General features: G+C 49.0%; 20 protein-coding genes, 1 tRNA gene and 1 pseudogene. 9 read left to right on the plus strand and 13 right to left on the minus strand.

The window, feature by feature from the left end:
• Positions 1-20: 20 nt before the first annotated feature.
• The gene (gene nupC, locus KK102_RS09360; RefSeq protein WP_126544319.1) at positions 21-1,208 is read right to left on the minus strand and encodes a nucleoside permease NupC; all 1,188 of its coding nucleotides are present in this window, start codon (positions 1,206-1,208) and stop codon (positions 21-23) included.
• A gap of 350 nt (positions 1,209-1,558) precedes the next feature.
• On the opposite strand from nupC, the gene KK102_RS09365 reads away from it, so the two are divergent.
• Positions 1,559-2,797 (plus strand): Nramp family divalent metal transporter, encoded by a 1,239-nt coding sequence (locus KK102_RS09365; protein WP_216357440.1) that lies wholly within the window; start codon positions 1,559-1,561, stop codon positions 2,795-2,797.
• 32 nt (positions 2,798-2,829) lie between these two features.
• On the opposite strand, the gene KK102_RS09370 is transcribed toward KK102_RS09365, so the two are convergent.
• The gene (locus KK102_RS09370; RefSeq protein ID WP_126544321.1) at positions 2,830-3,180 is read right to left on the minus strand and encodes a DUF2502 domain-containing protein; all 351 of its coding nucleotides are present in this window, start codon (positions 3,178-3,180) and stop codon (positions 2,830-2,832) included.
• 133 nt (positions 3,181-3,313) lie between these two features.
• Positions 3,314-4,303 carry an L-glyceraldehyde 3-phosphate reductase gene (mgrA, locus tag KK102_RS09375; RefSeq protein WP_216357673.1) on the minus strand — a complete coding sequence of 330 codons (990 nt, stop codon included), beginning with the start codon at positions 4,301-4,303 and terminating at the stop codon, positions 3,314-3,316.
• Positions 4,304-4,488: 185 nt separating this feature from the next.
• Between mgrA and ipdC the strand changes: the two genes are divergently transcribed.
• Positions 4,489-6,147 carry an indolepyruvate decarboxylase gene (gene ipdC, locus KK102_RS09380; protein ID WP_216357441.1) on the plus strand — a complete coding sequence of 553 codons (1,659 nt, stop codon included), beginning with the start codon at positions 4,489-4,491 and terminating at the stop codon, positions 6,145-6,147.
• On the opposite strand, the gene KK102_RS09385 is transcribed toward ipdC, so the two are convergent.
• On the minus strand, positions 6,148-7,383 hold the full coding sequence (locus tag KK102_RS09385; RefSeq protein WP_126544324.1) for an ion channel protein: 1,236 nt from the start codon (positions 7,381-7,383) through the stop codon (positions 6,148-6,150). It lies immediately after the preceding gene.
• 205 nt (positions 7,384-7,588) lie between these two features.
• Here KK102_RS09385 and glk point away from each other — a divergent pair, with 205 nt between their 5' ends.
• Positions 7,589-8,554: a glucokinase gene (gene glk / locus KK102_RS09390; protein WP_126544325.1), complete on the plus strand. Its 966-nt coding sequence runs from the start codon at positions 7,589-7,591 to the stop codon at positions 8,552-8,554.
• A 35-nt stretch (positions 8,555-8,589) separates the two neighbouring features.
• Here glk and KK102_RS09395 read toward each other — a convergent pair whose 3' ends face one another.
• Both KK102_RS09395 and KK102_RS09400 read right to left on the minus strand, forming a co-directional pair.
• Entirely contained in the window at positions 8,590-9,321 is a 732-nt protein-coding gene (locus KK102_RS09395) for a LytR/AlgR family response regulator transcription factor (protein ID WP_126544326.1), read from the minus strand.
• Positions 9,322-9,334: 13 nt separating this feature from the next.
• Positions 9,335-11,032, minus strand: coding sequence for a sensor histidine kinase (locus tag KK102_RS09400; RefSeq protein WP_126544327.1), 1,698 nt, complete (start codon positions 11,030-11,032; stop codon positions 9,335-9,337).
• Positions 11,033-11,419: 387 nt separating this feature from the next.
• Between KK102_RS09400 and alaC the strand changes: the two genes are divergently transcribed.
• Positions 11,420-12,655 (plus strand): alanine transaminase, encoded by a 1,236-nt coding sequence (alaC, locus tag KK102_RS09405; RefSeq protein ID WP_216357442.1) that lies wholly within the window; start codon positions 11,420-11,422, stop codon positions 12,653-12,655.
• Between the two features lie 56 nt (positions 12,656-12,711).
• Here alaC and ypdK read toward each other — a convergent pair whose 3' ends face one another.
• Positions 12,712-12,783 carry a membrane protein YpdK gene (gene ypdK / locus KK102_RS22310; RefSeq protein WP_099458937.1) on the minus strand — a complete coding sequence of 24 codons (72 nt, stop codon included), beginning with the start codon at positions 12,781-12,783 and terminating at the stop codon, positions 12,712-12,714.
• Between the two features lie 357 nt (positions 12,784-13,140).
• Entirely contained in the window at positions 13,141-14,058 is a 918-nt protein-coding gene (lpxP, locus tag KK102_RS09415; protein ID WP_216357443.1) for a kdo(2)-lipid IV(A) palmitoleoyltransferase, read from the minus strand.
• Positions 14,059-14,327: 269 nt separating this feature from the next.
• Here lpxP and KK102_RS09420 point away from each other — a divergent pair, with 269 nt between their 5' ends.
• The gene (locus tag KK102_RS09420) at positions 14,328-15,707 is read left to right on the plus strand and encodes a diguanylate cyclase (protein WP_216357444.1); all 1,380 of its coding nucleotides are present in this window, start codon (positions 14,328-14,330) and stop codon (positions 15,705-15,707) included.
• 281 nt (positions 15,708-15,988) lie between these two features.
• On the opposite strand, the gene KK102_RS09425 is transcribed toward KK102_RS09420, so the two are convergent.
• Positions 15,989-17,185, minus strand: coding sequence for a hypothetical protein (locus KK102_RS09425; protein ID WP_216357445.1), 1,197 nt, complete (start codon positions 17,183-17,185; stop codon positions 15,989-15,991).
• Positions 17,186-17,878: 693 nt separating this feature from the next.
• Between KK102_RS09425 and KK102_RS09430 the strand changes: the two are divergent.
• The 3 genes and pseudogenes from KK102_RS09430 (at position 17,879) to KK102_RS09440 (ending at position 20,817) form a co-directional block, all read left to right on the plus strand.
• Positions 17,879-18,147 (plus strand): annotated as a pseudogene (locus tag KK102_RS09430) (Ogr/Delta-like zinc finger protein).
• Between the two features lie 779 nt (positions 18,148-18,926).
• Positions 18,927-20,117 (plus strand): reverse transcriptase family protein, encoded by a 1,191-nt coding sequence (locus tag KK102_RS09435; protein WP_216357446.1) that lies wholly within the window; start codon positions 18,927-18,929, stop codon positions 20,115-20,117.
• On the plus strand, positions 20,104-20,817 hold the full coding sequence (locus KK102_RS09440) for a retron Ec48 family effector membrane protein (RefSeq protein WP_216357447.1): 714 nt from the start codon (positions 20,104-20,106) through the stop codon (positions 20,815-20,817). Before KK102_RS09435 ends, KK102_RS09440 begins: the two co-directional genes overlap by 14 nt.
• Here KK102_RS09440 and KK102_RS09445 read toward each other — a convergent pair.
• The 3 genes from KK102_RS09445 to KK102_RS09455 form a co-directional block, all read right to left on the minus strand.
• Positions 20,814-21,980 carry a tyrosine-type recombinase/integrase gene (locus KK102_RS09445; protein ID WP_216357674.1) on the minus strand — a complete coding sequence of 389 codons (1,167 nt, stop codon included), beginning with the start codon at positions 21,978-21,980 and terminating at the stop codon, positions 20,814-20,816. The two genes, KK102_RS09440 and KK102_RS09445, sit on opposite strands and share 4 nt — an antisense overlap.
• A gap of 160 nt (positions 21,981-22,140) precedes the next feature.
• Positions 22,141-22,215, minus strand: a tRNA-Arg gene (locus KK102_RS09450).
• 75 nt (positions 22,216-22,290) lie between these two features.
• Entirely contained in the window at positions 22,291-23,208 is a 918-nt protein-coding gene (locus KK102_RS09455; RefSeq protein ID WP_126544330.1) for a formate/nitrite transporter family protein, read from the minus strand.
• Between the two features lie 315 nt (positions 23,209-23,523).
• On the opposite strand from KK102_RS09455, the gene mlaA reads away from it, so the two are divergent.
• Positions 23,524-24,276, plus strand: coding sequence for a phospholipid-binding lipoprotein MlaA (gene mlaA, locus KK102_RS09460; protein WP_126544331.1), 753 nt, complete (start codon positions 23,524-23,526; stop codon positions 24,274-24,276).
• A gap of 44 nt (positions 24,277-24,320) precedes the next feature.
• Here the strand turns inward: mlaA and fadL are convergent, their stop codons facing one another.
• Positions 24,321-25,604: a long-chain fatty acid transporter FadL gene (fadL, locus tag KK102_RS09465; RefSeq protein ID WP_216357448.1), complete on the minus strand. Its 1,284-nt coding sequence runs from the start codon at positions 25,602-25,604 to the stop codon at positions 24,321-24,323.
• Between the last annotated feature and the right edge of the window lie 228 nt (positions 25,605-25,832).

The raw sequence follows: 25,832 nt of genomic DNA on the forward strand, positions 1-25,832 counted from the left end.
GGTTTTTTTCACTCTGTGAGTTAGAGTACCAGCGCTGCGATAGAGGCAGACAGTACGCTCACCAGCGTAGAACCGTATACCAGCTTCAGGCCGAAGCGAGAAACCACGTTACCCTGCTCTTCGTTCAGGCCTTTAATCGCACCGGCGATAATACCGATGGAAGAGAAGTTTGCGAAGGAAACCAGGAACACGGACAGAATACCTTCCGCACGTGGAGAGAGCGTGCTGGCAATTTTCTGCAGATCCATCATTGCCACGAACTCGTTAGAAACCAGTTTGGTTGCCATGATGCTGCCAACCTGCAGTGCTTCATGAGCCGGAACACCCATCACCCATGCAATTGGATAGAAGATGTAGCCCAGAATGCCCTGGAAGGAGATACCGAGCACCGCTGCGAACAGGGCGTTCAGGCCGGCGATCAGCGCGATAAAACCAATCAGCATAGCGGCTACAATGATGGCGACTTTGAAGCCCGCCAGAATGTATTCACCCAGCATTTCGAAGAAGCTCTGTCCTTCATGCAGGTTTGACATCTGGATGTTCTCTTCGCTTGCGTCAACACGGTAAGGGTTGATCAGCGACAGCACGATAAAGGTGCTGAACATGTTCAGCACCAGCGCCGCCACCACGTATTTTGGCTCCAGCATGGTCATGTACGCACCCACGATAGACATGGATACGGTTGACATTGCCGTTGCCGCCATGGTGTACATGCGGTTGCGGGACATTTTGCCCAGAATATCTTTATACGCGATGAAGTTTTCTGACTGACCGAGGATCAGTGAGCTCACGGCGTTAAAGGATTCCAGTTTGCCCATGCCGTTCACCTTGGACAGCAGGAAGCCAATCGCGCGGATAACCACCGGCAGAACGCGGATGTGTTGCAGAATACCAATCAGTGCAGAGATGAAGACGATAGGGCACAGTACCTTCAGGAAGAAGAAGGCCAGACCTTGATCGTTCATGCTGCCAAAGACGAAGTTAGTCCCTTCGTTAGCAAACCCGAGCAGTTTTTCGAACATCTCGGAGAAGCCTTTCACGAAGCCGAGGCCTACGTTGGAGTTCAGGAAGAACCACGCAAGTAATACTTCAATGACCAGCAGTTGGACAACATAGCGAATACGAATATTTTTGCGGTCTGTGCTGACCAGCAATGCGAGTGCAGTAACGACAACGAGTGCCAGGACAAAATGAAGGACGCGGTCCATATTTGCTCCAAATATGAGGCAGGTTTAATTTTCGTGCACATTCTATGTAACAAGCGAAAAGAAAACGAGATCAAGAACACATTATAGTTACATCCTGTGACGAGTCTCAAAAATAGTGATCCACAATACATTTTTGTTATGTTAGGTAAATGAGTGAAAAGTTAAGTTTGTGTGCTAGGCTTCACAAAAGTATGCGCTAACTCTGTCTCATTTAGAGCGCCCGCATCTCACCTGCCCATCTATCGTCAAAAGCTATCAGAGAAATCATTACAAAGCTTACAAATGATCTTGATAATCATTCTCATTTTGATAGCATTAAACATAGCAAAGGCTATATTTCAGAGGCAGAAATGACAAACAGTCGCGTAGAGGGTAGCAATGGCAGAGCAGCGCGCAAGTTGCGGTTCGCATTAATGGGACCTGCGTTCATTGCTGCCATTGGCTATATCGATCCGGGCAATTTTGCGACCAACATTCAGGCCGGAGCCAGCTTCGGCTACACATTGCTGTGGGTGGTCGTCTGGGCAAACCTGATGGCCATGCTGATCCAGATGCTCTCAGCGAAGCTCGGCATTGCCACGAGCAAAAACCTGGCCGAGCAGATCCGCGACCACTACCCGCGTCCGGCGGTTTGGCTGTACTGGGTCCAGGCTGAAATTATCGCCATGGCAACCGACCTTGCCGAATTCATTGGGGCTGCGATTGGATTTAAACTGATCCTCGGCGTGTCATTGTTGCAGGGGGCTGTGCTGACCGGGATTGCGACTTTCCTTATTCTGATGCTGCAGCGCCGAGGACAGAAGCCGCTGGAAAAAGTCATCGGTGGTCTGCTGCTGTTTGTTGCTGCAGCCTATATTGTGGAGCTGATCTTCTCCCAGCCAAATCTGGTGCAGCTGAGTAAAGGGATGGCGATCCCAAGTCTGCCCACCTCTGAAGCGGTATTCCTGGCTGCTGGCGTCCTCGGGGCGACCATTATGCCGCATGTGATTTACCTGCACTCCTCCCTGACACAACATCTGCACGGTGGCACCCGTAAGGAACGCTATTCCGCGACAAAATGGGATGTCGCGTTTGCCATGACGATTGCCGGTTTCGTGAATCTGGCGATGATGGCGACCGCCGCTGCCGCTTTCCACTTTAATGGTCACACGGGGATTGCCGATCTCGATCAGGCTTATCTGACGCTGGAACCGTTACTGAGCCATGCCGCAGCAACGATATTTGGCCTGAGCCTGGTGGCTGCCGGCCTCTCTTCCACGGTGGTAGGCACCCTGGCGGGACAAGTGGTGATGCAGGGATTCGTACGTTTTCATATTCCGCTGTGGGTGCGTCGCGCCGTCACCATGCTGCCGTCGTTTATTGTGATTCTGATGGGGCTGGATCCTACCCGCATTTTGGTAATGAGCCAGGTCCTGCTGAGTTTTGGTATTGCCCTTGCGCTGGTGCCGTTGCTGATTTTTACCAGCGATAAAACGCTGATGGGCGACCTCGTGAACTCGACGCTGGTGAAAAGGGCCGGGTGGGCGATTGTGGTCGTGGTGGTGGCGCTGAATCTGTGGTTGTTAGTCGGAACCGCGCTGGGTCTTTAAAACAAAAAAGGAGCCAAAGGCTCCTTTTAACGTTAGTGACGATGGCCGTGACCACCGTGACCGTGTTTACCACCGCGTCCGCCCCAGCCTCGACGGTCATCGCGATCGTTCCAGCCTTCACGGTAGCCGCGTTCATAGGCGTTGTTTTTGTACCAGCCGCGATGCAGGCCATTATCATGCCTGCGCCAGCGGTCACCACGCCATTCATAATGACGGTTCCAGTAATCACGGTCGCGCCAGTAGCCACCGTCCCAGTATCTGCCGTAGTCATCGCGATCGCCAATTTGTAATTTTACTGATGGCAACAGGGTGATCTCGCCAGCAGTGGCGACCAGCGGGGCAGAAGCCAGTAATACCGCTGCTAAAATCAGTGACCTGAACATACTCTTCTCCTTCACGATCGGGGCCTTGTGGGCCTGTTAACGCAATATTACGAGTTGGTAAAGCCTCGTTTCATCGCCTCAACTCCGAATTCATAGATAAGAGCACTTTTTGCTAAAAGCGGCTTTAATTTGTTCAGGCCAGAATATCTTCGATTCGCGTCAATTCATCTTCCGAGAAATGGCGATTGTCCAGCATGCCCACCGCGTCATCTATTTGCGCGGTTTTACTGGCCCCAATCAGTACTGAAGTCACAGTATCGTGGCGTAAAATCCAGGCCAGAGCCATCTGCGACAGCTTCTGTCCACGGCTTTCTGCCATGGCGTTTAACTTGCGCACTTTTTCCAGCTTTTCTTCGGTGAGCTGATCCGGGTTCAGGAACTTGCTGCCGCTGGCCGCACGGGAGTCCGCTGGAATGCCGTTCAGATAACGGTTGGTTAATTGACCACCCGCGAGAGGAGAGAAGGGAATACACCCCACCCCTGTCTGCTGCAGTACCTCCAGCAAACCCGCTTCAGGGGCACGCTCAAACATCGAATATTTAGGCTGATGGATAAGACAAGGCGTACCGAGGTCGTGAAGGATTTCAATAGCCTGGCGCGCCAGTTCAGCAGGGTAGTTGGATAACCCGACGTACAGTGCCTTGCCCTGTCGCACCAGATGGTCGAGCGCTTTCATTGTTTCCTGAAGCGGTGTTTCCGGGGCCGGGCGGTGATGATAGAAGATGTCGACATACTCCAGCCCCATGCGCTTCAGGCTCTGATCCAGACTCGATACCAGATATTTACGCGAGCCCCAGTCGCCGTAGGGACCGTCCCACATGGTATATCCCGCTTTCGTCGAGATAATTAACTCATCGCGCCAGGGGAGAAAATCTTCCAGCAAAATGCGCCCGAAATTACGTTCGGCTGAACCGGGAGGAGGGCCATAGTTGTTGGCAAGGTCGAAATGCGTAATCCCCAAATCGAACGCGCGCTGTAAAAGTTGACGGCTGTTTTCGATGAACGTGGCATCGCCAAAGTTATGCCAAAGCCCAAGCGAGATGGCGGGCAATTTCAGTCCGCTTTGTCCGCAGCGACGATACTGCATTGTCTGATAACGATTTTTATCCGGCTGATAATGCATGGTCATGACCTCTGACGCTGATAAGAAAAATGAGTGTATACGGTTACACTAACGCGAAGAAAGAGAGAATAGCGCAGCATTTTTTGTAAAGCATTCTTTCCAGGTCCTTCTTACTGCCTTTTCTGGACAGTCATCACGCTTATTTAATACTCAAGGTGAGAACAACATTAGAAGGATACCTGTATATGCGTACCCCATACTGCGTCGCCGATTACCTGCTGGACCGTCTGACTGATTGTGGAACCGATCATCTGTTTGGCGTGCCGGGCGACTATAACCTGCAGTTTCTCGACCATGTAATAGACAGCCCGGATATCTGCTGGGTGGGTTGTGCCAACGAGCTGAACGCGTCATATGCCGCCGACGGCTATGCCCGATGTAAGGGCTTTGCCGCGCTGTTAACCACATTCGGCGTCGGAGAGTTAAGCGCCATGAACGGGGTGGCGGGGAGCTTTGCCGAACACGTTCCCGTGTTGCATATTGTGGGGGCGCCGGGAATGGCGGCGCAGCAAAAAGGCGAGTTATTGCACCATACCTTAGGTGACGGTGAGTTCCGTCATTTTTACCATATGAGCGAACCCATCACCGTCGCGCAGGCGATCCTGACCGAACAAAATGCCTGCTACGAAATTGACCGCGTGCTGACCACCATGCTGCGCGAACGCCGTCCGGGATATTTGATGTTGCCTGCGGATGTGGCAAAAAAAGCCGCGACGCCACCTGTAAGCGCTCTCACCGTTAAGCCTGTTCACGCGGACAATGCCTGTCTTAAAGCGTTTCGTGATGCCGCCCGGAGTCGCCTGGCCGTGAGCAAGCGGACCGCGCTGCTGGCCGATTTTCTGGTGCTCCGCCATGGGCTAAAACCTGCGCTGCAGAAATGGGTGAAAGAGGTGCCGATGGCACACGCCACCATGTTGATGGGGAAAGGGATTTTTGATGAGCGGCAGGCGGGTTTTTACGGTACTTACAGTGGTTCAGCGAGCGCGGAGCCGGTCAAAGAGGCGATTGAAAGAGCTGACACGGTGTTGTGCATTGGAACGCGGTTTACCGATACCCTGACCGCCGGGTTCACTCACCAGCTTACTCCCGCTCAGACCATCGAAGTGCAGCCTCATGCTTCCCGCGTGGGCGACGTCTGGTTTACGGGCATTCCCATGCTGCAGGCGATTGAGACGCTGGCAGAGTTATGCAAACAACACGTGCATGAAAGCCCTGCACCCTCGACACACAGCGGTTTTTCCTGGCCTGCAGAGGGCGCTACGCTCACGCAGGAGAACTTCTGGAGCACGCTGCAAACCTTCATTCGCCCCGGCGACATCATTCTTGCCGATCAGGGAACCTCGGCGTTTGGCGCGATCGATCTTCGCTTACCTGCCGACGTTAATTTTATCGTTCAGCCGCTATGGGGGTCGATTGGCTATACGCTGGCTGCGGCCTTTGGCGCGCAGACGGCATGCCCGGACCGGCGCGTGATTGTCCTGACCGGGGACGGTGCCGCACAGCTGACGATTCAGGAAATGGGCTCAATGCTGCGCGATAATCAGCACCCGATTATCCTGGTGCTCAACAACGAAGGGTACACGGTTGAGAGGGCCATACACGGGCCTGAACAGCGCTATAACGATATCGCCCTGTGGAACTGGACGCAGATCCCGCAAGCGCTCAGCCTGGATCCTCAGGCTGAATGCTGGCGGGTCAGTGAAGTCGATCAGCTGGCGGACGTGCTGGAAAAAGTGGCGCACCATGAGCGGCTTTCGCTCATTGAGGTCATGCTGCCCAAAGCGGATATCCCCCCGCTGTTGGGCGCGATAACCAAAGCGCTGGAGGCGCGAAATAGCGCCTGATCACTTATCGTTTCGCCAGGCCATCATCATCGGTTTGCCCGCCAGCAGGAGCCAGGCGGGCAACATCACGATACAGAGCAGAGGGAAGAGGGTAGAGTCAGGCACCACGACGGCGGCCATGAACAGGCTTAGCCACGCATCCCGCGTCACTACCAGTACCAGCCCAAGAATCGAGCACGAAACGGTTATCGCAGCCGGTACGGCGTCCACATGCTCGTGCAACATCAGACCCAACGCGACCCCGACAAACACTGCCGGGAAGATGCGTCCGCCTCGAAAACCGCACGCGGCGGCCACGACCAGGGCCGCCAGCTTTATCACCGCAAACAGCAGATAATCGGACACGCTAAACACCTGACTGAATGCCAGCTGCTGCATTTCATCCAGGCCTTTAAACAGCGTCACTTTTCCGCCGATAGCGCCCAGAATGCCGAGTAACAGCCCCCCGACGCCCAAAATCAGCACCGGATGCTTGAGCTTATGCATCAGGCGATGCAGGCGCGGAAGACACCATACCGCGACCATGCCGAGCGCAATGGCGATGGCGACCACAATCGCGCCGCTGAAAATATCCGCGACCTGCATCTGGCCATAGTGGGGGAGAGGGAGAGAAAAGTGGGGATGGAAAAACAGGCTGGTGGTCAACGCACCGGCAGCGGCGGCCATCAGCGGCGCAAAGAGTTTGTCCCAGAGCGGGACCTCATTATTACCGCTCAGCGTCTGGGAGAAGATCAGCGCGGCGGCGACGGGGGTGCCGAACAGCGCGCCGATGGTGCCGGCCGAGGCCAGGATCGTCCAGTCCAGCGCGTTGACGCGCGGCAAAATACGCGAACCCAGGAAAACCGCCAGCGCGATATTGACCGCCATGATCGGATGTTCAGGCCCCAGGCTGACGCCGCCCGCCAGACCTACGATCAGCGCAACGATCAGTCCCGGCAGTGCTGCCGGGCTGACGGGCGCGCCGATCAACGGTTCCTGGGCGGGATCGGGCCCGGCATGGTCCGGACTGAAACGAATCACCAAACCCACCGCAATACCGGTGAGCGTCAGCATGACGATAATCCATGCAGAAGAATCAGGGCTAAAGCCGATATTGGCAGGCAGGACGGTCCATAACATCGTTTGCAGTACCGACGCGACTTTCATCACGACGATAAGCACCAGGCTTGAAGCAACGCCAATAACGAGCGCCGGTAGTGCTAATAACAGCATGGTTCTGGCTCGCGGGTGGAGCATGATGATTTCCTTGTACAAAACGGTATAACGTTACTTTGCACAATCAGCTTTATGGCAATAGTGCAAAAGGTGCTGAAACGGTAAAGTTATTCTGTGACGAAGATCGATAATCCTGGGGCATTCACTTTCTGGTCGTTGTTGTTATCACGCCTTGAATTTACAGTGTTCCAAAGATTTATTCTGACTTTAGCGGAGCAGTAAAAGAATGACAAAGTATGCTTTGGTAGGTGATGTGGGCGGCACGAACGCGCGCCTTGCACTCTGCGATGTAAATAGCGGTGACATTTCCCAGGCGAAAACCTATTCAGGGCTGGATTATCCAAGTCTGGAAGCCGTGGTTCGCGTCTATCTTGAAGAGCATAAGGTCAGCGTCGAAGACGGCTGTATCGCGATTGCGTGCCCCATTACCGGTGACTGGGTGGCTATGACCAACCATACCTGGGCCTTCTCCATTGCCGAAATGAAAAAAAACCTCGGCTTTGCGCATCTTGAAATTATCAATGACTTCACGGCGGTATCGATGGCGATCCCGATGCTGAAGCCGGAACACCTGATCCAGTTTGGCGGCACGGCGCCGGTCGAAGGCAAGCCGATTGCGGTTTACGGCGCGGGCACCGGGCTGGGCGTCTCTCACCTTGTCCACGTCGATAAACGCTGGATCAGTCTGCCGGGTGAAGGCGGTCACGTGGATTTCGCACCGAACAGTGAAGAAGAGGGCATTATCCTCGAAGAGCTACGCGCTGAGATCGGCCATGTTTCTGCCGAACGCGTGCTGTCGGGTCCCGGGCTGGTCAATTTGTACCGTGCGATTGTGAAATCTGATGGCCGTCTGCCTGAAAATCTGCAGCCTAAAGACGTGACCGAACGCGCACTGGCGGACAGCTGCATCGATTGCCGTCGTGCCTTGTCCCTGTTCTGCGTGATCATGGGGCGCTTCGGCGGCAACCTGGCGCTGACGCTCGGCACGTTTGGCGGCGTCTATATTGCGGGCGGTATCATGCCGCGCTTCCTCGAGTTCTTTAAAGCCTCTGGTTTCCGCGGCGGGTTTGAAGATAAAGGGCGCTTCAGAAGCTACGTGCAGGACATTCCTGTTTACCTGATTGTGCACGATAATCCAGGGCTGCTTGGCTCGGGTGCGCATTTGCGTCAGGTTCTGGGACAAATTCTCTGATGGTCATGCCCCTCTCCCGCGGGAGAGGGGAACGCTTAAAGGTGCATCAGCTGGCGAAACTCTTTTACCTTGCTGCGGCTCACCGGCACCTGGAAGTCGAGATCCTTCAGACGCAAAATATACGTGTTGTTAAACCAGGGTTCGATCTCGCGGATCTTGTTCAAATTGACGCAAAACGAGCGGTGGCAGCGGAAGAAGTGCGCCGCAGGTAGCTTGCTGCAAAACTCGGTGATGTTCATCGCCATCACGTACGATTCACGTCGCGTATAGACAAACGTCATCTTTTCATGTGCTTCGGCGTAATAAATATCGTCGATGGGCGTGACGATGATCCTTTCATCCTTCACCAGATTAATGGTGTCACTCTCCCGGATGGCGGGGCTGGCGCCTGCAGGCGCGGCTTGCTGTTTCCATGCCGCTTCCAGCTTTTGCAGCATGCTGATAATACGCGACTCCTGATAAGGCTTCAGGATGTAGTCAAACGCTTCCAGCTCGAAGGCCTCCACGGCGTGCTCTTTCCACGCGGTAACAAAGACAATAAACGGCTTGTGGGCAAACTGATTAATATTTTGCGCCAGCAGCACGCCATCCAGCGACGGAATATTGATATCGAGAAAAATGGCATCGACCCGGTTGTGCTGGAGAAACTTCAGCACGTCCAGGCCATCTTCGAAGGTGCCTACAATCTCCATCTGGCTGTGCGTTTTGATAAGCCAGCTCAGCTCCTGTTGAGCCAGAACCTCATCTTCCACAATGATGACTTTCATCTGTAACTCCGGCCTATGGCATCAGGGTTGTCGGCGCATGAACGGGGGAGCGTTCATTCGGCACGTAAAAGGCGATTTCAGTGCCCGGCTCCAGGCGATGAATGTGCAGCCCGTCGCCGTACAGCAGTTTGACCCGGTGGTGGACATTCAAAAGGCCAATCTTATTGCCCGGCATTTCGTTGGATTCCACGCGTTCAATGACCTTTGGGTCGATACCATGGCCAGTATCGCGCACCGCAACGCGCACGCGATTCCCGCTCTCGGTCACGCTAATGGTCACTACGCCTTTGCCTTTGCACGGCTGAATACCGTGAACAATGGCGTTTTCCACCAGCGGCTGGATCAGCAGGCTTGGGATCACGCAATTGACCTCTTCATCAATATCGTAAATGACGGTGAGCTTATCGCCAAAGCGGGCCTGCTCGATCGCGATGTAATCTTTGATCTGATAAAGCTCTTTTTTGATGTCGATCTGCTCGTCATCTTTCAATTCAATGTTGTAGCGCAGATAGCGTGACAGGTTGAAAATCAGCTGGCGGGCGGTGTCCGGATTAAGGCGAATGGAAGAGGAGATGGCGTTCAGCGCGTTAAACAGGAAATGAGGATTAATTTTACTTTGCAGCGCGCGTAGCTCTGCCTTATTTGCCATTTCGCGCAGCTGCTCCGCGCGCGAGACTTCCAGCTGAGTTGAGATTATTTGCGACAGACCAATCGCCATTTCCTGCAGTGAGGAGGTGATCTGGTGCGCATGACAGTAGTAAATCTTCAGCGTGCCCGTGACGACCCCTTTCTCCCACAATGGGATCACCAGCATGGAATGTATTTCGGGCGTCCTGTGGGCTTCGTCATTGTTTTTAATGATGATTTTACCGTAGTTGATCGCCTGTCGGGTGGTCGGGCTGATGGTGTCGTCGTTGTCACGATAGTTGTGTTCCCCGACGCCCACGTAGGCCAGCACGTGGTCGATATTGGTGATGGCGACGGCATCGGCGTGAATATCGCGACGGATGATGTCGCAGACCTGGCGTAAAGACTCAACGTTAACGTGGCGGAACAGGGGCAGCGTTTTGTTGGCAATATCGAGCGCCAGCTTGGCCTGGCGTGCGGCGCTGGCCTCTTTTTCCCCTTCAACACTCTGCACCAGCAGGACAATAAAGCCGATGCAGACGCTGCCGAGGATCATCGGAATACCGATTTTCGAAACTATATCCAGCCCAAGAGCGGTAGTGGGTGCCCACAACACAACCAAAATCATGGTCAAGGTTTCACACACCATGCCCGCGATGATCCCGGCGCGCCAGTGCTGTTTTTTGGGGAATTTGCAGTTAATCCAGCCGGACAAGATCCCGGCAATAATGCTGGTAATAAAACACGGAATAGCCGTCACGCCGCCGATATCAATCAAATAGCGGTGTGTACCGGCAATCAATCCGGTGATTACCCCAACCCAGGGGCCAAACAGTATCCCGCCAGACATCACGGCGATTATGCGCACGTTGACCAGCGACCCTTCGACAGGCACTCCGGACCAGGTACTGAAGAGGGCAAACATCGAAAAGATGGCGGTCACGGCCAGCAGCTCTTTTGGCGAGTGCGCTGACTTGTGCAGAAGCTCGCGGAACAGGCGAATGCGAATGAGGAAAAACAGACAAATCAGCATTAGCGCTGCGCGGTCAAATACCGCCAGCAGCATAGTGAATATTTCGTGCACAAGTGAACCTGGAAAATCGGGAAAGAACCATGATAAAAAACCTGGCGCGTATTGACCAGCTATCCGTCAGGTTTATCAAATGAGGAAAAACCATAATTTACAAAGGGGATTGCGCGGGAAGTTCTTCAGTCCGGCTGAATTTTTCTTAACGAAGTACAGCGAGGTAATGGTTATGATAACACCATGTTAAATAACAGGTATTAAAAAAATAGTAATGGTCACTGGTCTTCCGCTTTTAGCGACAGCAGGGTTCCTGTTTTAACGCGATATCTTTTTTTTACTTTCCCTCTCGACAGCATGTTTTTTTTCAGGTTATTTTCTAAGCACGCCACATCGGTGGCAGCGTCGCTCGGACGGTCCGGGCGCTAACGTTAATCTGAGGAATCTATGGCTGAATTCAGTCCTGAACGCCGTTTCACGCGTATCGATCGTCTCCCCCCTTATGTTTTCAATATCACCGCTGAGCTGAAGATGGCTGCGCGTCGGCGTGGCGAAGATATTATCGATTTCAGCATGGGTAACCCTGACGGCCCAACGCCGCCGCATATTGTTGAGAAACTCTGTACAGTTGCCCAGCGCCCGGATACGCATGGTTACTCAACGTCTCGCGGTATTCCTCGATTACGTCGTGCCATTTCCCGCTGGTACCAGGATCGCTACCAGGTGGACATCGATCCTGAAAGTGAAGCCATTGTCACCATTGGCTCGAAAGAAGGGCTGGCACACCTGATGCTGGCGACGCTGGATCACGGTGATACCGTGCTGGTGCCAAACCCCAGCTATCCGATCCATATCTACGGTGCGGTGATTGCTGGCGCGCAGGTTCGCTCTGTGCCGCTGGTGGAAGGCGTAGACTTTTTTAACGAACTGGAACGCGCGATTCGTGAAAGCTACCCGAAACCAAAGATGATGATCCTCGGTTTCCCGTCGAACCCAACGGCCCAGTGCGTTGAGCTCGAATTCTTCGAGAAAGTGGTCGCCCTGGCAAAACGTTACGACGTGCTGGTGGTTCACGATCTCGCCTATGCGGATATTGTCTACGACGGATGGAAGGCGCCTTCCATTATGCAGGTGCCGGGCGCACGCGATGTGGCGGTCGAGTTCTTCACGCTGTCGAAAAGTTACAACATGGCGGGCTGGCGCATTGGCTTTATGGTGGGTAACAAGACGCTGGTGAATGCGCTGGCGCGCATTAAGAGTTACCACGACTATGGCACATTTACGCCGTTACAGGTCGCCGCAATTGCTGCGCTTGAAGGCGATCAGCAGTGTGTACAGGATATTGCTGCCCAGTATAAGCGGCGTCGCGATGTGCTGGTGAAAGGTCTGCATGAAGCGGGCTGGATGGTGGAAATGCCGAAGGCGTCCATGTACGTCTGGGCTAAAATTCCTGAGCCCTATGCGGCAATGGGGTCGCTGGAGTTTGCCAAGAAGCTCCTGCAGGATGCAAAGGTGTGCGTCTCACCGGGCATCGGTTTTGGCGATTATGGCGATACCCACGTGCGGTTTGCGTTGATTGAAAACAGCGACCGCATTCGTCAGGCGGTCAGGGGGATTAAGAGCATGTTCCGGGCTGACGGGCTTCTCTCAACAAAAAGCGTGGCTGAACAGCCCGAAACCTGACGACACAAAAAAAACAGGCGCCTTGAGCGCCTGTTTTTTTGACTGCATGTTCTTTGCTAGATCATCAGGGCAAAGGTTCCGGCCCAGACTAAAACAATCACCGAAATGCCCATAAAGAAATATTTCACGTTTCATCACTCCGCGTATCTTTTGGTACGCATTTAAAAACAGAGTCCACCTGATTATAGAGAGTTGAAATCGGGCTAAAACGGAAATCGGAATTATCCCGCTACGCCTCAGACTCCACCTCAGAATTCTGCGCATCCCATTGTCAGACGGCGCTAATGTACGCCTAAAAAACGGGGGTGACAAGTGGGATTTTTCTAAATACTTTCCGACACTTACGAGTGTCGTGGAACGGCGACAGTTTGATTTCAGTACGCAATAAATTCCCGTTGAGCGACGCAGAATAAATACGGTTACCCAGAGTGATTACAGGTGATTGAAAAGGTTAGTTTCTTAGCGAAACTAACCTTCTGGAAGGCTTAAATATAGAGAGAGGCTTCGCCCAGCGGACGGGTTTTGAATCGGCGGTGCATCCACAAATACTGCTCAGGTGCACGCATGATCTCGAACTCGATAACCTTGTTGATAAAGGTCGCGGCTTCACACTCATTTTCAGGGTAGTTCGCCATTTCCGGGGAGATGTGCAAGCGATAACCTGATTTATCCGCTTTTCTGACCATCGTTACGGTCAGCATGGCGGCACCAGAAAGGCGTGAAATCACAAAGGTGCCGTTGGTCGTGGCAACGTCTTTAACCGCGAAGAAAGGTGCGAAGCTGCTGCCTTTACGGCCATAATCCTGATCGGGTGCAAACCAGACGGCCTCACCTTTTTTCAGCGCACCGACCATGCCGCGCAGATTGTTACGGCTGATCATCGCCTTGTTTGAGCGCATACGGCCGCGAGTCTGAACCCACTCCATCAGCGCGCTGTTGTGCGGACGGTAGGTTGCCATCATCGGCTGGCAAAGACCCATCACGCGACCGCCGAGTTCCAGGGACATGAAGTGAACCCCGACGACCATCACGCCGCGGTTATGCGCCTGGGCACGCTTCAGGTTATCCAGACCTTCTACATCAAACCATTTACGCACGCGTTCATCAGGCCAGAACCAGGCCATACCGGTTTCAAGCAATGCCATGCCGATAGATTTAAAGTTTTCAGCGATCAGCTTTTCGCGCTGCTGCGCATTGTAGTGCGGGAAGCAAAGTTCAAGATTTTTACGTGCGATAGACTCGCGACGTTTAAGGAAATAGCGCGATGCGCTGCCGAGTCTTGAGCCCAGTAAGCGGATCGCCGGGTAAGGAAGCTGGACCAGCAACCAAAGTACGCCAAGACCAAACCATGTAAACCAGTAACGCGGGTGCAAGAACGCGCGTTTGAATGAGGATTCAGACAAATTAGAGGAACCTTTGTAAAACCGGTAAAAGTAACGCGCTTAGCGATACCACGTGCCTATTAGACCGTAGTGCAAGGTCATGGTTGCAGGCTTTACCGATCTTTACGGCGTTACCTGGCCATAGCTGACATTGGATGGGCGGCATAATGTAGCACCCTTATATGATATGTGCTATTACTCGTTTTTGATTAAAAAAGCGGCGATTACGGAGAAGCTTGATTTTGCTATTGTTATAAATGAGCGAAAGTCACTCTTTTGAGGGCGTTACGATGGATACCTATCTGCAAACGGTGAAAGATGAGTGGGTGCAACTGATCAATGAAACTGAGCCACACATTCATCAAGTTACCGCCCAACTTGCCAGCGAGCATGCCACTGTTCTGATTGCTGAGTTCTATCGTGTTGTTCTGGCCGATCCTATTGTTGCTGAGTTTTTGACCACTGAACAGGTGGAAAGACAATTGCAGGAAGCGCTGCGTCGGTGGCTGGTTGATGTTCTCTCCTGTCAGGTTGGGCAGGTTGAGGAGCAAATACGCGCCCAGCAGCGTGCCGCAGATGTGCATGCCCGTATCGGCATCTCTGTCGACCTGGTCGAAATGGGTTTCAGGGTGCTGAAAAAATTGCTGTTACCCATCATTAACGCCACGCCCCATCCCTCTGACGTGAAGCTCAGCGTTTATCACTACGCCATTAACAGTATCGATCTGGCGATGGAGGTGATGTCGCGTGCGTATGTCTTCAGCGAGAACAATGCGGCGAAAGAGGATGAAAACTACCGGATTTTCTCGCTGATGGAGAATGCGGAAGAAGAGAAGGAGCGTCAGACCGCTGCGCTGCTGACCTGGGAAATGACGCTGCTCTATAAGGTGATGTTAGATTCCAGCATAGGCAACAGCCGACCGCTCGGGCAATCAGATTTTGGGCTGTGGTTTAGCCATAAAGGACGTCACTATTTCAGCGGTATTGCCGAAGCAGGGCATATCTCCCGTCTTATTCAGGAGTTTGACGAGGCGTTTAATGAGGTTCGCCAGGCTGACGATGCGCTTCGTGACAGGTCACGGCAGGTCAAATTTTTGCGGCAGGTGCGTAACACCCTCTCGCAAATCGTTACCCTGCTGCGTGAGCTGTTTGATGAGGTATCCCGCCATGAGGTGGGAATGGACGTGCTCACCCGACTGCTGAACCGTCGCTTCCTGCCGACCATTTTTAAACGTGAAATCACCCATGCCACCCGCGCCGGTACGCCGCTGTCGGCGCTACTGATCGATGTTGATAAATTCAAGCAAATCAATGATACCTGGGGCCACAATACGGGTGATGAGATCCTGCGAAAAGTGGCGGGTGCGTTTTATGACAACGTTCGCACCTGCGACTACGTATTTCGCTACGGTGGCGATGAGTTTTTAATTGTGCTGACGGAAATCACCGAAGCTGACGCACTGCGTATCGCAGAACGGATCCGCAAGCGCGTAGAAAAAATTAAGGTTAGCTCCCCGACCGGCGAGACGATCTCTCTTTCCCTTTCAATCGGGGCGGCGATGTTCAATGGGCATCCTGACTACGAACGTCTGATACAGGCAGCGGATGAAGCGCTGTATGGTGCAAAACGACGCGGGCGGAACTGTGTGGAGTTGTGGAAAATGCAGTGATTGTATGAAGTCAGGAAGAACGGAAGTGTCCCTGCAGGAATTGAATTCTTATTTATCTTATTGAGTTTATTGTGTTTTTTATTATTTAAAAAATAGATACCATCAGGTAATACACTGGGCCTGAACTAGGTTGAGGGATTGTAGTTGAAGATTGAGAACCTCAAATCCGAAATGATGACATAGAAAAACGTATTGTAGATGGTTTGAATATCTTGCATGCCTGTGAGCTAACTGGTTCTATAGTTGTTAAACAGACATGCAATATTTTTTCAATAATTTGTTTACTTAGCGCATATTATTTTTTCTGCCAAGAAACTAACTAAAGGGACATAGAAGCTAACTAATTCTTCTGATTCAGTTAGTGGGATGTGACAATCTTCACGATTATATTTGTCTGATGAGTGAACAAGTGCGTTTCTTATATGTTTTAATACATGGGCTGTATTTGGGATCATGTGCTCATTGTTCTTGATGTTTATAGATAAATTTTCACCAAATACTTTCCGTGTCTTTGTATAATGTTTCTCACCAATATTATCTTCAAATTCTTCAATGAACTGCTTCAATTCATCCGGTTCGATATATTTTTTAAGGACTCTAATCAACATATCTTTCTCATCAGATTTATCATTATGTTTTTTAACAGTATTTATTATTGATTCAATGTCTGCTAATGACCCGCAAAAATTTGTTGATTGTATGTTAGATCTCAATTTAGCTTGTAGTTCTTCTTCTGAAACACTTAGGAAGTTATATTCTAAAACATGATAATATGATAGGAATGATTGACTTGGGAACTGACTACTAACAGCAACTTTATAATAATTAACTAAATTTATATCATAACTTGCAAAAGGAATGTTAAGTTCAACTTCATCTTCTGAAGTATATGCTATATTTAAAGAGCGACGTTGTTTATATAATTCCCAAGCTTGACCGTAATCAACCGCTAGCTTAAATAAACAGCTATCGAAACATTTTAATGCATCATCTAGCATTTTTTGTTGTTCGATTTTTCTCTTAAGATTATATTTTATTGTTATCGGATTCCAAAGAAGAGTGTGGAAATAGACGTAACCCAAACGTACCCTATTAATCAATCTTCTTTTAACAATTTTTTCAATGAAGTTTTTATAGTCTTCAGATATAAAATGGCTAAGAGAAAATTCTTTGCTTGCTCTTGATAATTGTACTGTTTTTGATGAATTTGATTTGAATTCAAATGACGGTATCTCAAAAATATTTTGGTTTAATCTCTGAACTAAAATCTCAACTGTTCTATATCCAACCATGGTCCTTTTTTCAAGGTCGTATCGATATTGTCGAGATTTTGCAAAGTTCGGTATTGCCTCATCATAACCTTCGTTGAATTTTACTTCCACATCCTTGTCATCGATTTGTAAGTATAATTTACCTGCTTGAATCTTGCATTGAATTCCATTTGACTCGAAAACCTCAGTTACAAATTCAAAATTCATTTTTTAATCCTTTATTAAAACGCCGAATTGTAAGATTTAACTCATCTAAACCATGACATTTCAAGAAGGATGAATATGAAGATAGTCAACAGTCGAGGAAAACTGTTTGAGTGTCTTCCATCATGCTTCTTCACTGTCATAGGTGTAATTAATTGATTTCATTGTATGAAATATTACCTTGCTGCAAATGAATTTACAATATTGGCTTATGTGAAAAGTTGAGTGGTGTCTAAAAAATGACCATTTTATATGTTGGTAGAATAGAGGAATTATTATCATAAACAGAGCATAAAGCGCACATTGAAAATAATCTCAGAGTTATCTACTGACATAAGCCAAACAAACAATCTTAGTCTCATCACTTTTGGACTAGCCTAGGAGGTTAAAATCGATAACCGGATTATAGGGTTTGCAGTGAAAGGCAGCGTATAAGAATGTGTGAAAATTAGCTGACAGGTCATTAGCTCCGATCCCGAATAGTTATCGCCTGAGTCTTATTTTTATGAGGTAACACTGGTAACAGTGGTAACAAAAATCAGTGTGTTACCACGCGTTACCTCTTTATTTGGCTCACTGGTAACTGATTAATTTCAATTAAATCACAGACGTTACACGTGTTATCAGTGTTACACGTTCAGAACAAGAGGGAGGCAATCAAAATCCCTTCTTCTGGCAGGCAACAGAGGTTTAGCTATGCGAGTGATGAAAATTTACTGCCCGGAGTGTATGTCTGCGGCAACGGTGAGGAAAACAAACCGAAAGCACCCCTATCAGATGTGTACTGTTATTGCTCAAATGTAGAATGTGGGCATACGTTTGTGATGAACGTTTCCTTGTCACACACGATTAGTCCCAGCGCTTTGAGCGGCCAGGGACGGATTAAAGAGCTAATGGATGCCCTGCCACCGGACGAGCGACAAAAAGCATTAGAACTCCTGTTGGCAGCCAAAGAGAGCCACTGAACGATTCGCCGGGAGTATCTAAAATCTTCCCAGCTTCGGTTCATTAAATTTCAGCTGCTTAAGAAAAAATGTCTATAAGAATCAGCTTCTTAATTTTTAAGTGTGTCGTCAGTTATCATGAAAAATCTCACTTAAAATTTTATATCTCTATACTATCAATAACTTAAATAAAGTCATTACGATTTTGAGTAAAGCTAACTGAAAAAAGCTGAAATTCTTTTCACTCTTTTCAGTTCCATGCTCGCTGTAAATCCCCAGTTGTGGCGCGGTCTGGCGCTATCATTTGTAAAAAATGCCAACTGAAAAATTTTTGCGATCTGAAAACCGCAGGCGGGTGCGGTGTAGTGCAATTTTAGTCGTTAACATTTTCTTGTACAAAGCATGGATAAATATGAAATGGCGGTATACATGGTTAGAAGGTGGGCTATCTGTGCAAGGTAAATCTGCGCGCTCTAGTCTTCAGTCTGTTGTATTTGAAGGAAAACACTGGTAATGTTTTGCCAGCTCAAGCGTTTCGCTTTGAATGCTGCAACCATTTTAAAATTTGCTAGCTTTGCTTCCTTAGGGAAGCGTCTGGTTTACCAGACTCGATCCGAGGCCCCACCGCCGCCAACGACGGCTGGTGCCGTAGCTGTCGGGCATTGCTTACGATCGTAGAGAACAGAGGCTGTTGCTAGCAATATTTGGTGTATGCATCTCTGTTTTTCTGCACCCTTGATTATGGGGAGATCGTAAGCAACTTTGCCTTTGAGGTTTTGTTCTACCTTTGGGGTTTTATAATGTCTTCTGAACTACCCATAAAAAAAAGCAATTCTGGAATTTCTACCTTAGATTCTCTTTCTAAAACCTTAGGTTTCTCTCTTGAAGAACTTGAGGAAATAAGAAGTATTCCGCTAGAAAAACGATATTTTAAGTTGGAAAAACCGAAAACAGATGGAACGATGAGAACTGTTTATAGGCCTCACCATAAGCTAAAACGGTTGCAGCGTAGAATCAATAAAAGAATATTTCGTGAATTGGTAATATGGCCGGATTTTTTATTTGGTTCGGTTCCTAATGATAATGACGATGAAGATTCTATTAAAAGGGATTATATAACTTGTGCTAGTTTGCACTGCTCTGCAAAATCAATTCTTAAAATAGATATAAAAAACTTCTTTGATAATATACATAAAGATTTGGTAGGTGATATTTTTGAAGGATTTTTATGTATTAAATCAGAAGCAAAAGAATACATGATTGATGTTTGTTGTGCTGGGGAGTTTATTGTTCAAGGAGCGTTGACTTCAAGTTATATAGCGTCATTGTGTTTATATGATGTTGAAACGCAGGTGTATCGTAGGGCAAAAAGGAAAGGTCTTACCTATACAAGGCTTGTTGATGACATTACTGTGTCTTCAAAAATTTATGATTTTGATTTCACCCAGATAAGAAAGCATATTGAGGATATGCTTGCTGAAAAAGATCTTCCAATTAATTTCGACAAATCAGGTGTTTTTCAAATATCAACTAAACCTCTTCTTGTTCATGGTTTAAGAATTGATCATAATAAACCAAGATTACCTTCGAATGAAGTTAGACGAATTCGTGCGTCATTACACAACTTAATTAATAATGCAACAAAAAATAATAGTAAGACTTCTTTACCATATAGAATCGAATATAATAGATGTATGGGGAGAATTAATAAATTAGGAAGGCTAGGACATGAAAAGCATGCTGTTTTTATGGAGAAGATAAAACGAGTTCGACCAATGCCATCCTTTTCTGATGTTAAAGAGTGCAAGAAAAAGCTGAAAAAACTTGAGGAACTTCATGCCAAAGGATTCAATAAAAGTGAACGTTATTTAAGAAATTTTCAATTGGTTGGACATAGCATATCTCTCATAAAAAGAAGTGATTCATTTTCTATTCTGGCTAAAGAGTTAAGGATGAGATTAAATAGGATTAAACCCAATGTCGAAAAATAAAAAAATCAATGCAAATAGCCTTGTGTCATTTGTGCGTAATGTTTGTATTTTTGCGGCTTTTATTTTGTGTTGGTCTTTGATTTCGACGATATTCTCACAGGAATTATATGATTTAGATTTTTGTTTGCAAAGTGAATGCATTGATTTCTTTTCGAATAAAATTTCGGGTGTCGTTAAGTTGGCGCAATTTTTTGGGGGCGTTATTACTTTAATTGCGGCGCTTGGTGGTGCTATCATTGCATTGAGAACATACATTTCAGGTGTTGATAATAGTAACATAACAAATCATATAGCTCATTTTTCAATGTTTAGAGATTTTGTGAATTTAGAAGTTTCGAAGAGGAAAAAAATTTCTCCTGATAGTGTGGATATCCATTTATGGTATAGCACCATATTTCCCGAGTCTAGAAATGGGAATCTAACTCACTGTGATTTTTATAAAAATAACCTAGGTGAAATAAAGGGAGTGATTGAGGATGCTAATTGTAATATTGCTGACTTAACTGGCAAGTACAAATATCAAACACATCAGCATAAAATGAAAAAATCTTTGGAAAAAATTGGTATTGCGATAAATAATGGGCCTAAAAATATTTTTATAGATATTGAGTTTGAGATACTGAGTCTCATCGATTCAGTAAATCAAACATTTATTGGTGAGTGTCCAGAACTTTGCCAAATTGAAAGGAAATATAGTTAGGGTAATAATTGGTTGGCATACCACTGGAGCATACTTTTTCGCTGAGCTAAATATTGCGCATGATTGTAAGTACCACGAATAGAGTTCTTATCAACATGCGCAAGTTGCATTTCAATCCAGGCACTTTCAAAATCATGTTCATGCAAAATAGTACTCATGGTATGCCTGAAGCCATGACCTGTTAATCGACCATGATAGCCAAGCAGTTTTATCACCTTGTTTATACTGGCTTCACTCATTGGCTTCCTGACATCATTTCTGCCAGGGAAAACGAGATTGTAATTCCCTGTTATTTCTTGCAGCTTTTTCAGGATGCTGATCGCCTGAGTAGATAACGGAACCAGATGGGCGCGGCGCTTCTTCATTCGTTCTTTGGGAATCTCCCATAAGGCATTATCTAAATCAAACTCAGCCCATTCCGCTGCACGTAGTTCAATTGTGCGCACTCCGGTTAGCATCAACAGCTGCGTGGCGTATTTAGTGACTAAACTGCCCTGATAGTTATCTAGAGCATTGACGAACTCGGGCAACTCGCTTTCAGTCAGGAACGGGAAGTGTTGAGTTTTAGGTTTGTTGAGTGCGATAGCTAAATCGGGTGCAAAATTATACTTTGCTCTACCAGTGGCAACAGCATAACGAAGCACTTCACCACAACGGCGGCGGATCTTGCTAGTTTGCTCTAGCGCACCTCTTTTCTCTATTTTTTGCAGAACGGTTAGCAGCTCTAGTGGTTCAATCTGCTCAATTGGGCGCTGGCCGATAAAAGGAAAAATATCCTTTTCCATACAATTGAGAACCTCTTTTGCATACCCCTCTGACCAGGTGGCTTTTTTTGATAAGTGCCATTCTCTGGCCACAGATTCAAAGCTGTTCTCATGAGCAAACTGCAATGCAATCTTATTTGCCTTTCTGGCTTCACTTGGGTTGATCCCTTTGGCCAACATCGAACGCGCTTCATCACGTTTGGTACGTGCCTGTGCCAACGAAACATCGCCATATACACCAAAGGAAATCATCTTTGGCTTACCTGCAAAGCGATAGCGGAAACGCCAGCCTTTGCCGCCCGCTGTGTCGATGAGGAGTGATAGTCCCATACCATCGTTAAGCGTATAGGGTTTGTCCTTCGGTTTTGCTCTTTTTATTTGGATGTCAGATAGCAGCATGTGTATAGAAAAAAAATCGAACGCAGTTATACACAATGTTATACGCAAAGATGTATAGATTCCATTAGAAAGAATGGCACTTTACTGGACGAATAAAACAAGATGTTTGAATTAAAATCAATGAGTTATGTACAGTATTAGACTTTATAAGAAGTGGTCATGGTGTCCCCTGCAGGAATCGAACCTGCAACTAGCCCTTAGGAGGGGCTCGTTATATCCATTTAACTAAGGGGACGAGGCGGCAAGAGTATAGCGTTATTTACACTTTGCGTTAAGCGCATTGCCGCCTGACTGCTCAAAGAGTCACCATTCAGGCCGATTTTTCATTATCTTCCTGCGCCTTAAGCTCTGCTTTACGCTTGTTCGACATATCATTGCGGATTTGCGCATGGCTCAACAGCGCAAAGATAAAGGTCCCACCGCAAATATTACCCGCCAGCGTTGGCAGGGCGAACGGCCAGAAGAAATCGCTCCAGTGTAGCGTGCCATTAAAGACCAGATAGAGAATTTCAACGGTACCCACCACGATGTGCGTGGTATCGGCGAGCGCAATCAGCCACGTCATCAGGATGATCACCACAATTTTTGCGCTGCCTGCCGAGGGGAACATCCACACCATGGTGGCGATGATCCAGCCGGAGATAATCGCATTAGAGAACATCTCTAAGGGCGTGTTTTTCATCACATCCATGCCTATTTTTACAAACGCATCCCGGGTGGGCTCATCAAATATCGGCATGTACTCAAAGGCCCAGGCTGCGATGCCTGTACCAATGATATTCCCAAGCAATACCACGCTCCAGAGCCGCATCAGCAAGCCGAAATTGCCCAGGGTAGGGTTTTGCATGACGGGCAGCACGGCAGTGACGGTGTTTTCAGTAAAGAGCTGCTGGCGCGCCATGATGACGATGATAAAGCCGAAGGTGTAGCCAAGATTCTCCAGCAAAAAGCCACCCGGCACGCCCTCCAGCTGGACATGAAATATGCCTTTGGCCAGCAGCGACGCGCCCATCGAGAGACCGGCAGCAATCGCCGACCAGAACAGGGCCATGGCGTCGCGTTCCATCTCCTTTTCGCCATCCTGACGTATATGCTCGTGGATCGCCATCGCACGGGAGGGCAGGCGATCTTCGTCGATCTCTATCTTCTCGCCACGCTCTTTTTCCTCACTCTCAATTTCTACGTCCTCATTGCTCTCGCCAATTTTTTCTTCGCCCACTTCTTTCATAACCGCTCCTGGAGGATGCTCTTTCTTTAAAGCGTAGCGGCTTTTATCGTGATGCCTGTGGGGATGCTCTTAAATTAGTGGCAATGGCAACAAAGGTGATACATCTCTTTCAAAGACATTATAAAATTGCCAGCGAAACGAATTCCTAAAGCCAGGCTATGCTGAGATCAGAGTGACGGTGGTTACTGCCCGTAATTGTGCTCATAGACATCGGGAAACGTGCTGTTACAATCTCTTGCACGTTTTCATACGGAGCGCCAGATGCTCCGTTACGGATGGCAATCAACGATAGCCATACTGAACAGGGAGATAATTATGAAACTTCGGCTGTCGGCGCTTGCGCTGGGCGCGACGATGCTTGTGGGCTGCGCCAGCTCCGGGGAGCAAACGGGACGCTCCGATCCTCTTGAAGGATTTAACCGCTCGATGTACAGCTTCAACTATAACGTGCTGGATCCGTATCTGGTCCGCCCGGTTGCGGTGGCATGGCGCGATTATGTTCCACAACCTGCGCGTAATGGATTAAGCAATTTCACCAGCAACCTGGAAGAGCCTGCGGTGATGGTGAACTATTTCCTGCAAGGTGATCCGTATCAGGGGATGGTGCACTTTACGCGCTTCTTCCTGAACTCCCTGTTGGGTATGGGCGGCTTCATTGATGTCGCGGGCATGGCAAACACGAAACTGCAGCGTGAACAGCCGCACCGTTTCGGCAGCACGCTGGGGCATTACGGTGTAGGTTATGGTCCGTATGTGCATCTGCCGTTCTATGGCAGTTTCACCGTGCGTGATGATGGCGGCGATATGGTGGATACGCTGTATCCTGTGCTGTCATGGCTGACCTGGCCGCTGTCGATTGGTAAGTGGACGGTGGAAGGGATCGAAACGCGTGCGCAGCTGCTGGACTCTGACGGTCTGCTGCGCCAGTCTTCCGATCCGTATATCATGGTGCGCGAGGCGTACTTCCAGAACCATGACTTCATTGCCAACGGCGGCAAGCTGAAGCCGGAAGATAATCCGAACGCGAAAGCCATCGAGAATGAGCTAAAAGATATCGATTCGGAATAAATAAAAAAGGTGAGCGATGCTCACCTTTTTTGATCCCTGCGCGATTAGAACGCGTAGTTGAAGTTGGTACCGAACAGCCAGGCTTTACCTTCAGAGGTGAACTCGTAAGGGCCTTCCTGGAACGTCACTTTCTGACCGTGCATATAAGAGACGCCAGCGTCGACTGACGCATTCTCGTTGAATGCATAGGTTGCACCCGCACTCAGCCAGAAGCGGTCCTGATCCGGGATGGAGATGGAGCGCTTATCAGCCGGAACCGGGCTATCATCAAACGCGATACCGGTACGGAACGTCCAGTTGTCGTCCATATAGTAGGTTGTACCCAGCGCAATACGGTATGCGTCGTGGAAACTTTCGTCCTTATAGAACAGCGTCTGACCATTGGTGCCGGTCGCTTTCAACTCTTCGAACTGACTCCAGCTGGTGTATGCCAGGCTATAGTGAATAGCCCACTGTGGCGCGACGCGGTTGTAACCGGAGACTTCCCACATTTCTGGCAGATGCAGTGACAGTGAGCCTGGTACCGTCTGGTTTGAGGTGCCCCACGGGATGGTGGTGCCTGCACCCGGAACCATGCCGTTTACAGGGCTCAGGATGCCGCTTTTGTAATCGCCATCGAAATCAATTTTCACCTCTGAGCGATAGGTCAGACCCCAGCGGTTATTTTTGTCCAGCTCATACAGAATACCCGCGTTCCAGCCGTAGCCCCACTCATCGCCCTTCAGGCTGGCGATCTTGTTGCTGTTTTTCGGCAGAGCGGCAGTTTGTTCACCGGTATAACGCTCAATTTTGGCATCAGCGTAGACGGCATCAAAGCCCAGGCCGAAGCTCCAGCTTTCATTGAGACGATACGCGCCGCTCAGGTTCAGGTTGAGGGTCGTTAAATCGGTTTTGCCCCCATATTCGCCTGCCGGGTAATTGTTATTGAACTCGGTTGCCAGACCATAGTTAGAGGTGACTGACGCACCCCAACCAAATTGTTCATTAATCGGCGCAACGAAGTGCAGGTTAGGTACCCACGCTGTCGGCGCAATGTTATCCGCTTTCAGGCTCGCGCCGGTGAAAGGCGATTTGCCGGAAATATTGACATCGGGATCGATGTAAACCGCACCGGCAGAGAAGGTCGGACGATCGAACATCATGATCAATGCAGGGTTACGACTCGCGTTACCCGCATCATCCGCAATCGCACCTTCCCCCGAATACGCGCGGCCAAGGCCAGAGGAAGAAAATTCGTTTAACTGAAAGCCCGCTGACCATGCGGAAGTGGAGACGAGTGCCACTGCGACTGCCAGCGCAGTCTTGTTGAACAGGGTTTTCTGGCTCATGACCATAACCTCATTGAGTTATTTTTATTCAATAATTGTTACATACCGTAACAGGAGCGCGAAGTGTAGGGTCTGAGGTATGACAGACAAATCAGACCAGTGGCCAGAGTATAGGTCCGACCAGCATGAATGTTGCAAGTTTGTTTATTAATATTTTCAAACATGTTTCGTGAAACGAGATCTGGTTGGCAAAATTGTGACCAGCGAGACTCACCCGAAAGGGTGGTT

This window comes from Enterobacter quasimori, assembly GCF_018597345.1.
Classification (GTDB): Bacteria; Pseudomonadota; Gammaproteobacteria; order Enterobacterales; family Enterobacteriaceae; genus Enterobacter; species Enterobacter mori.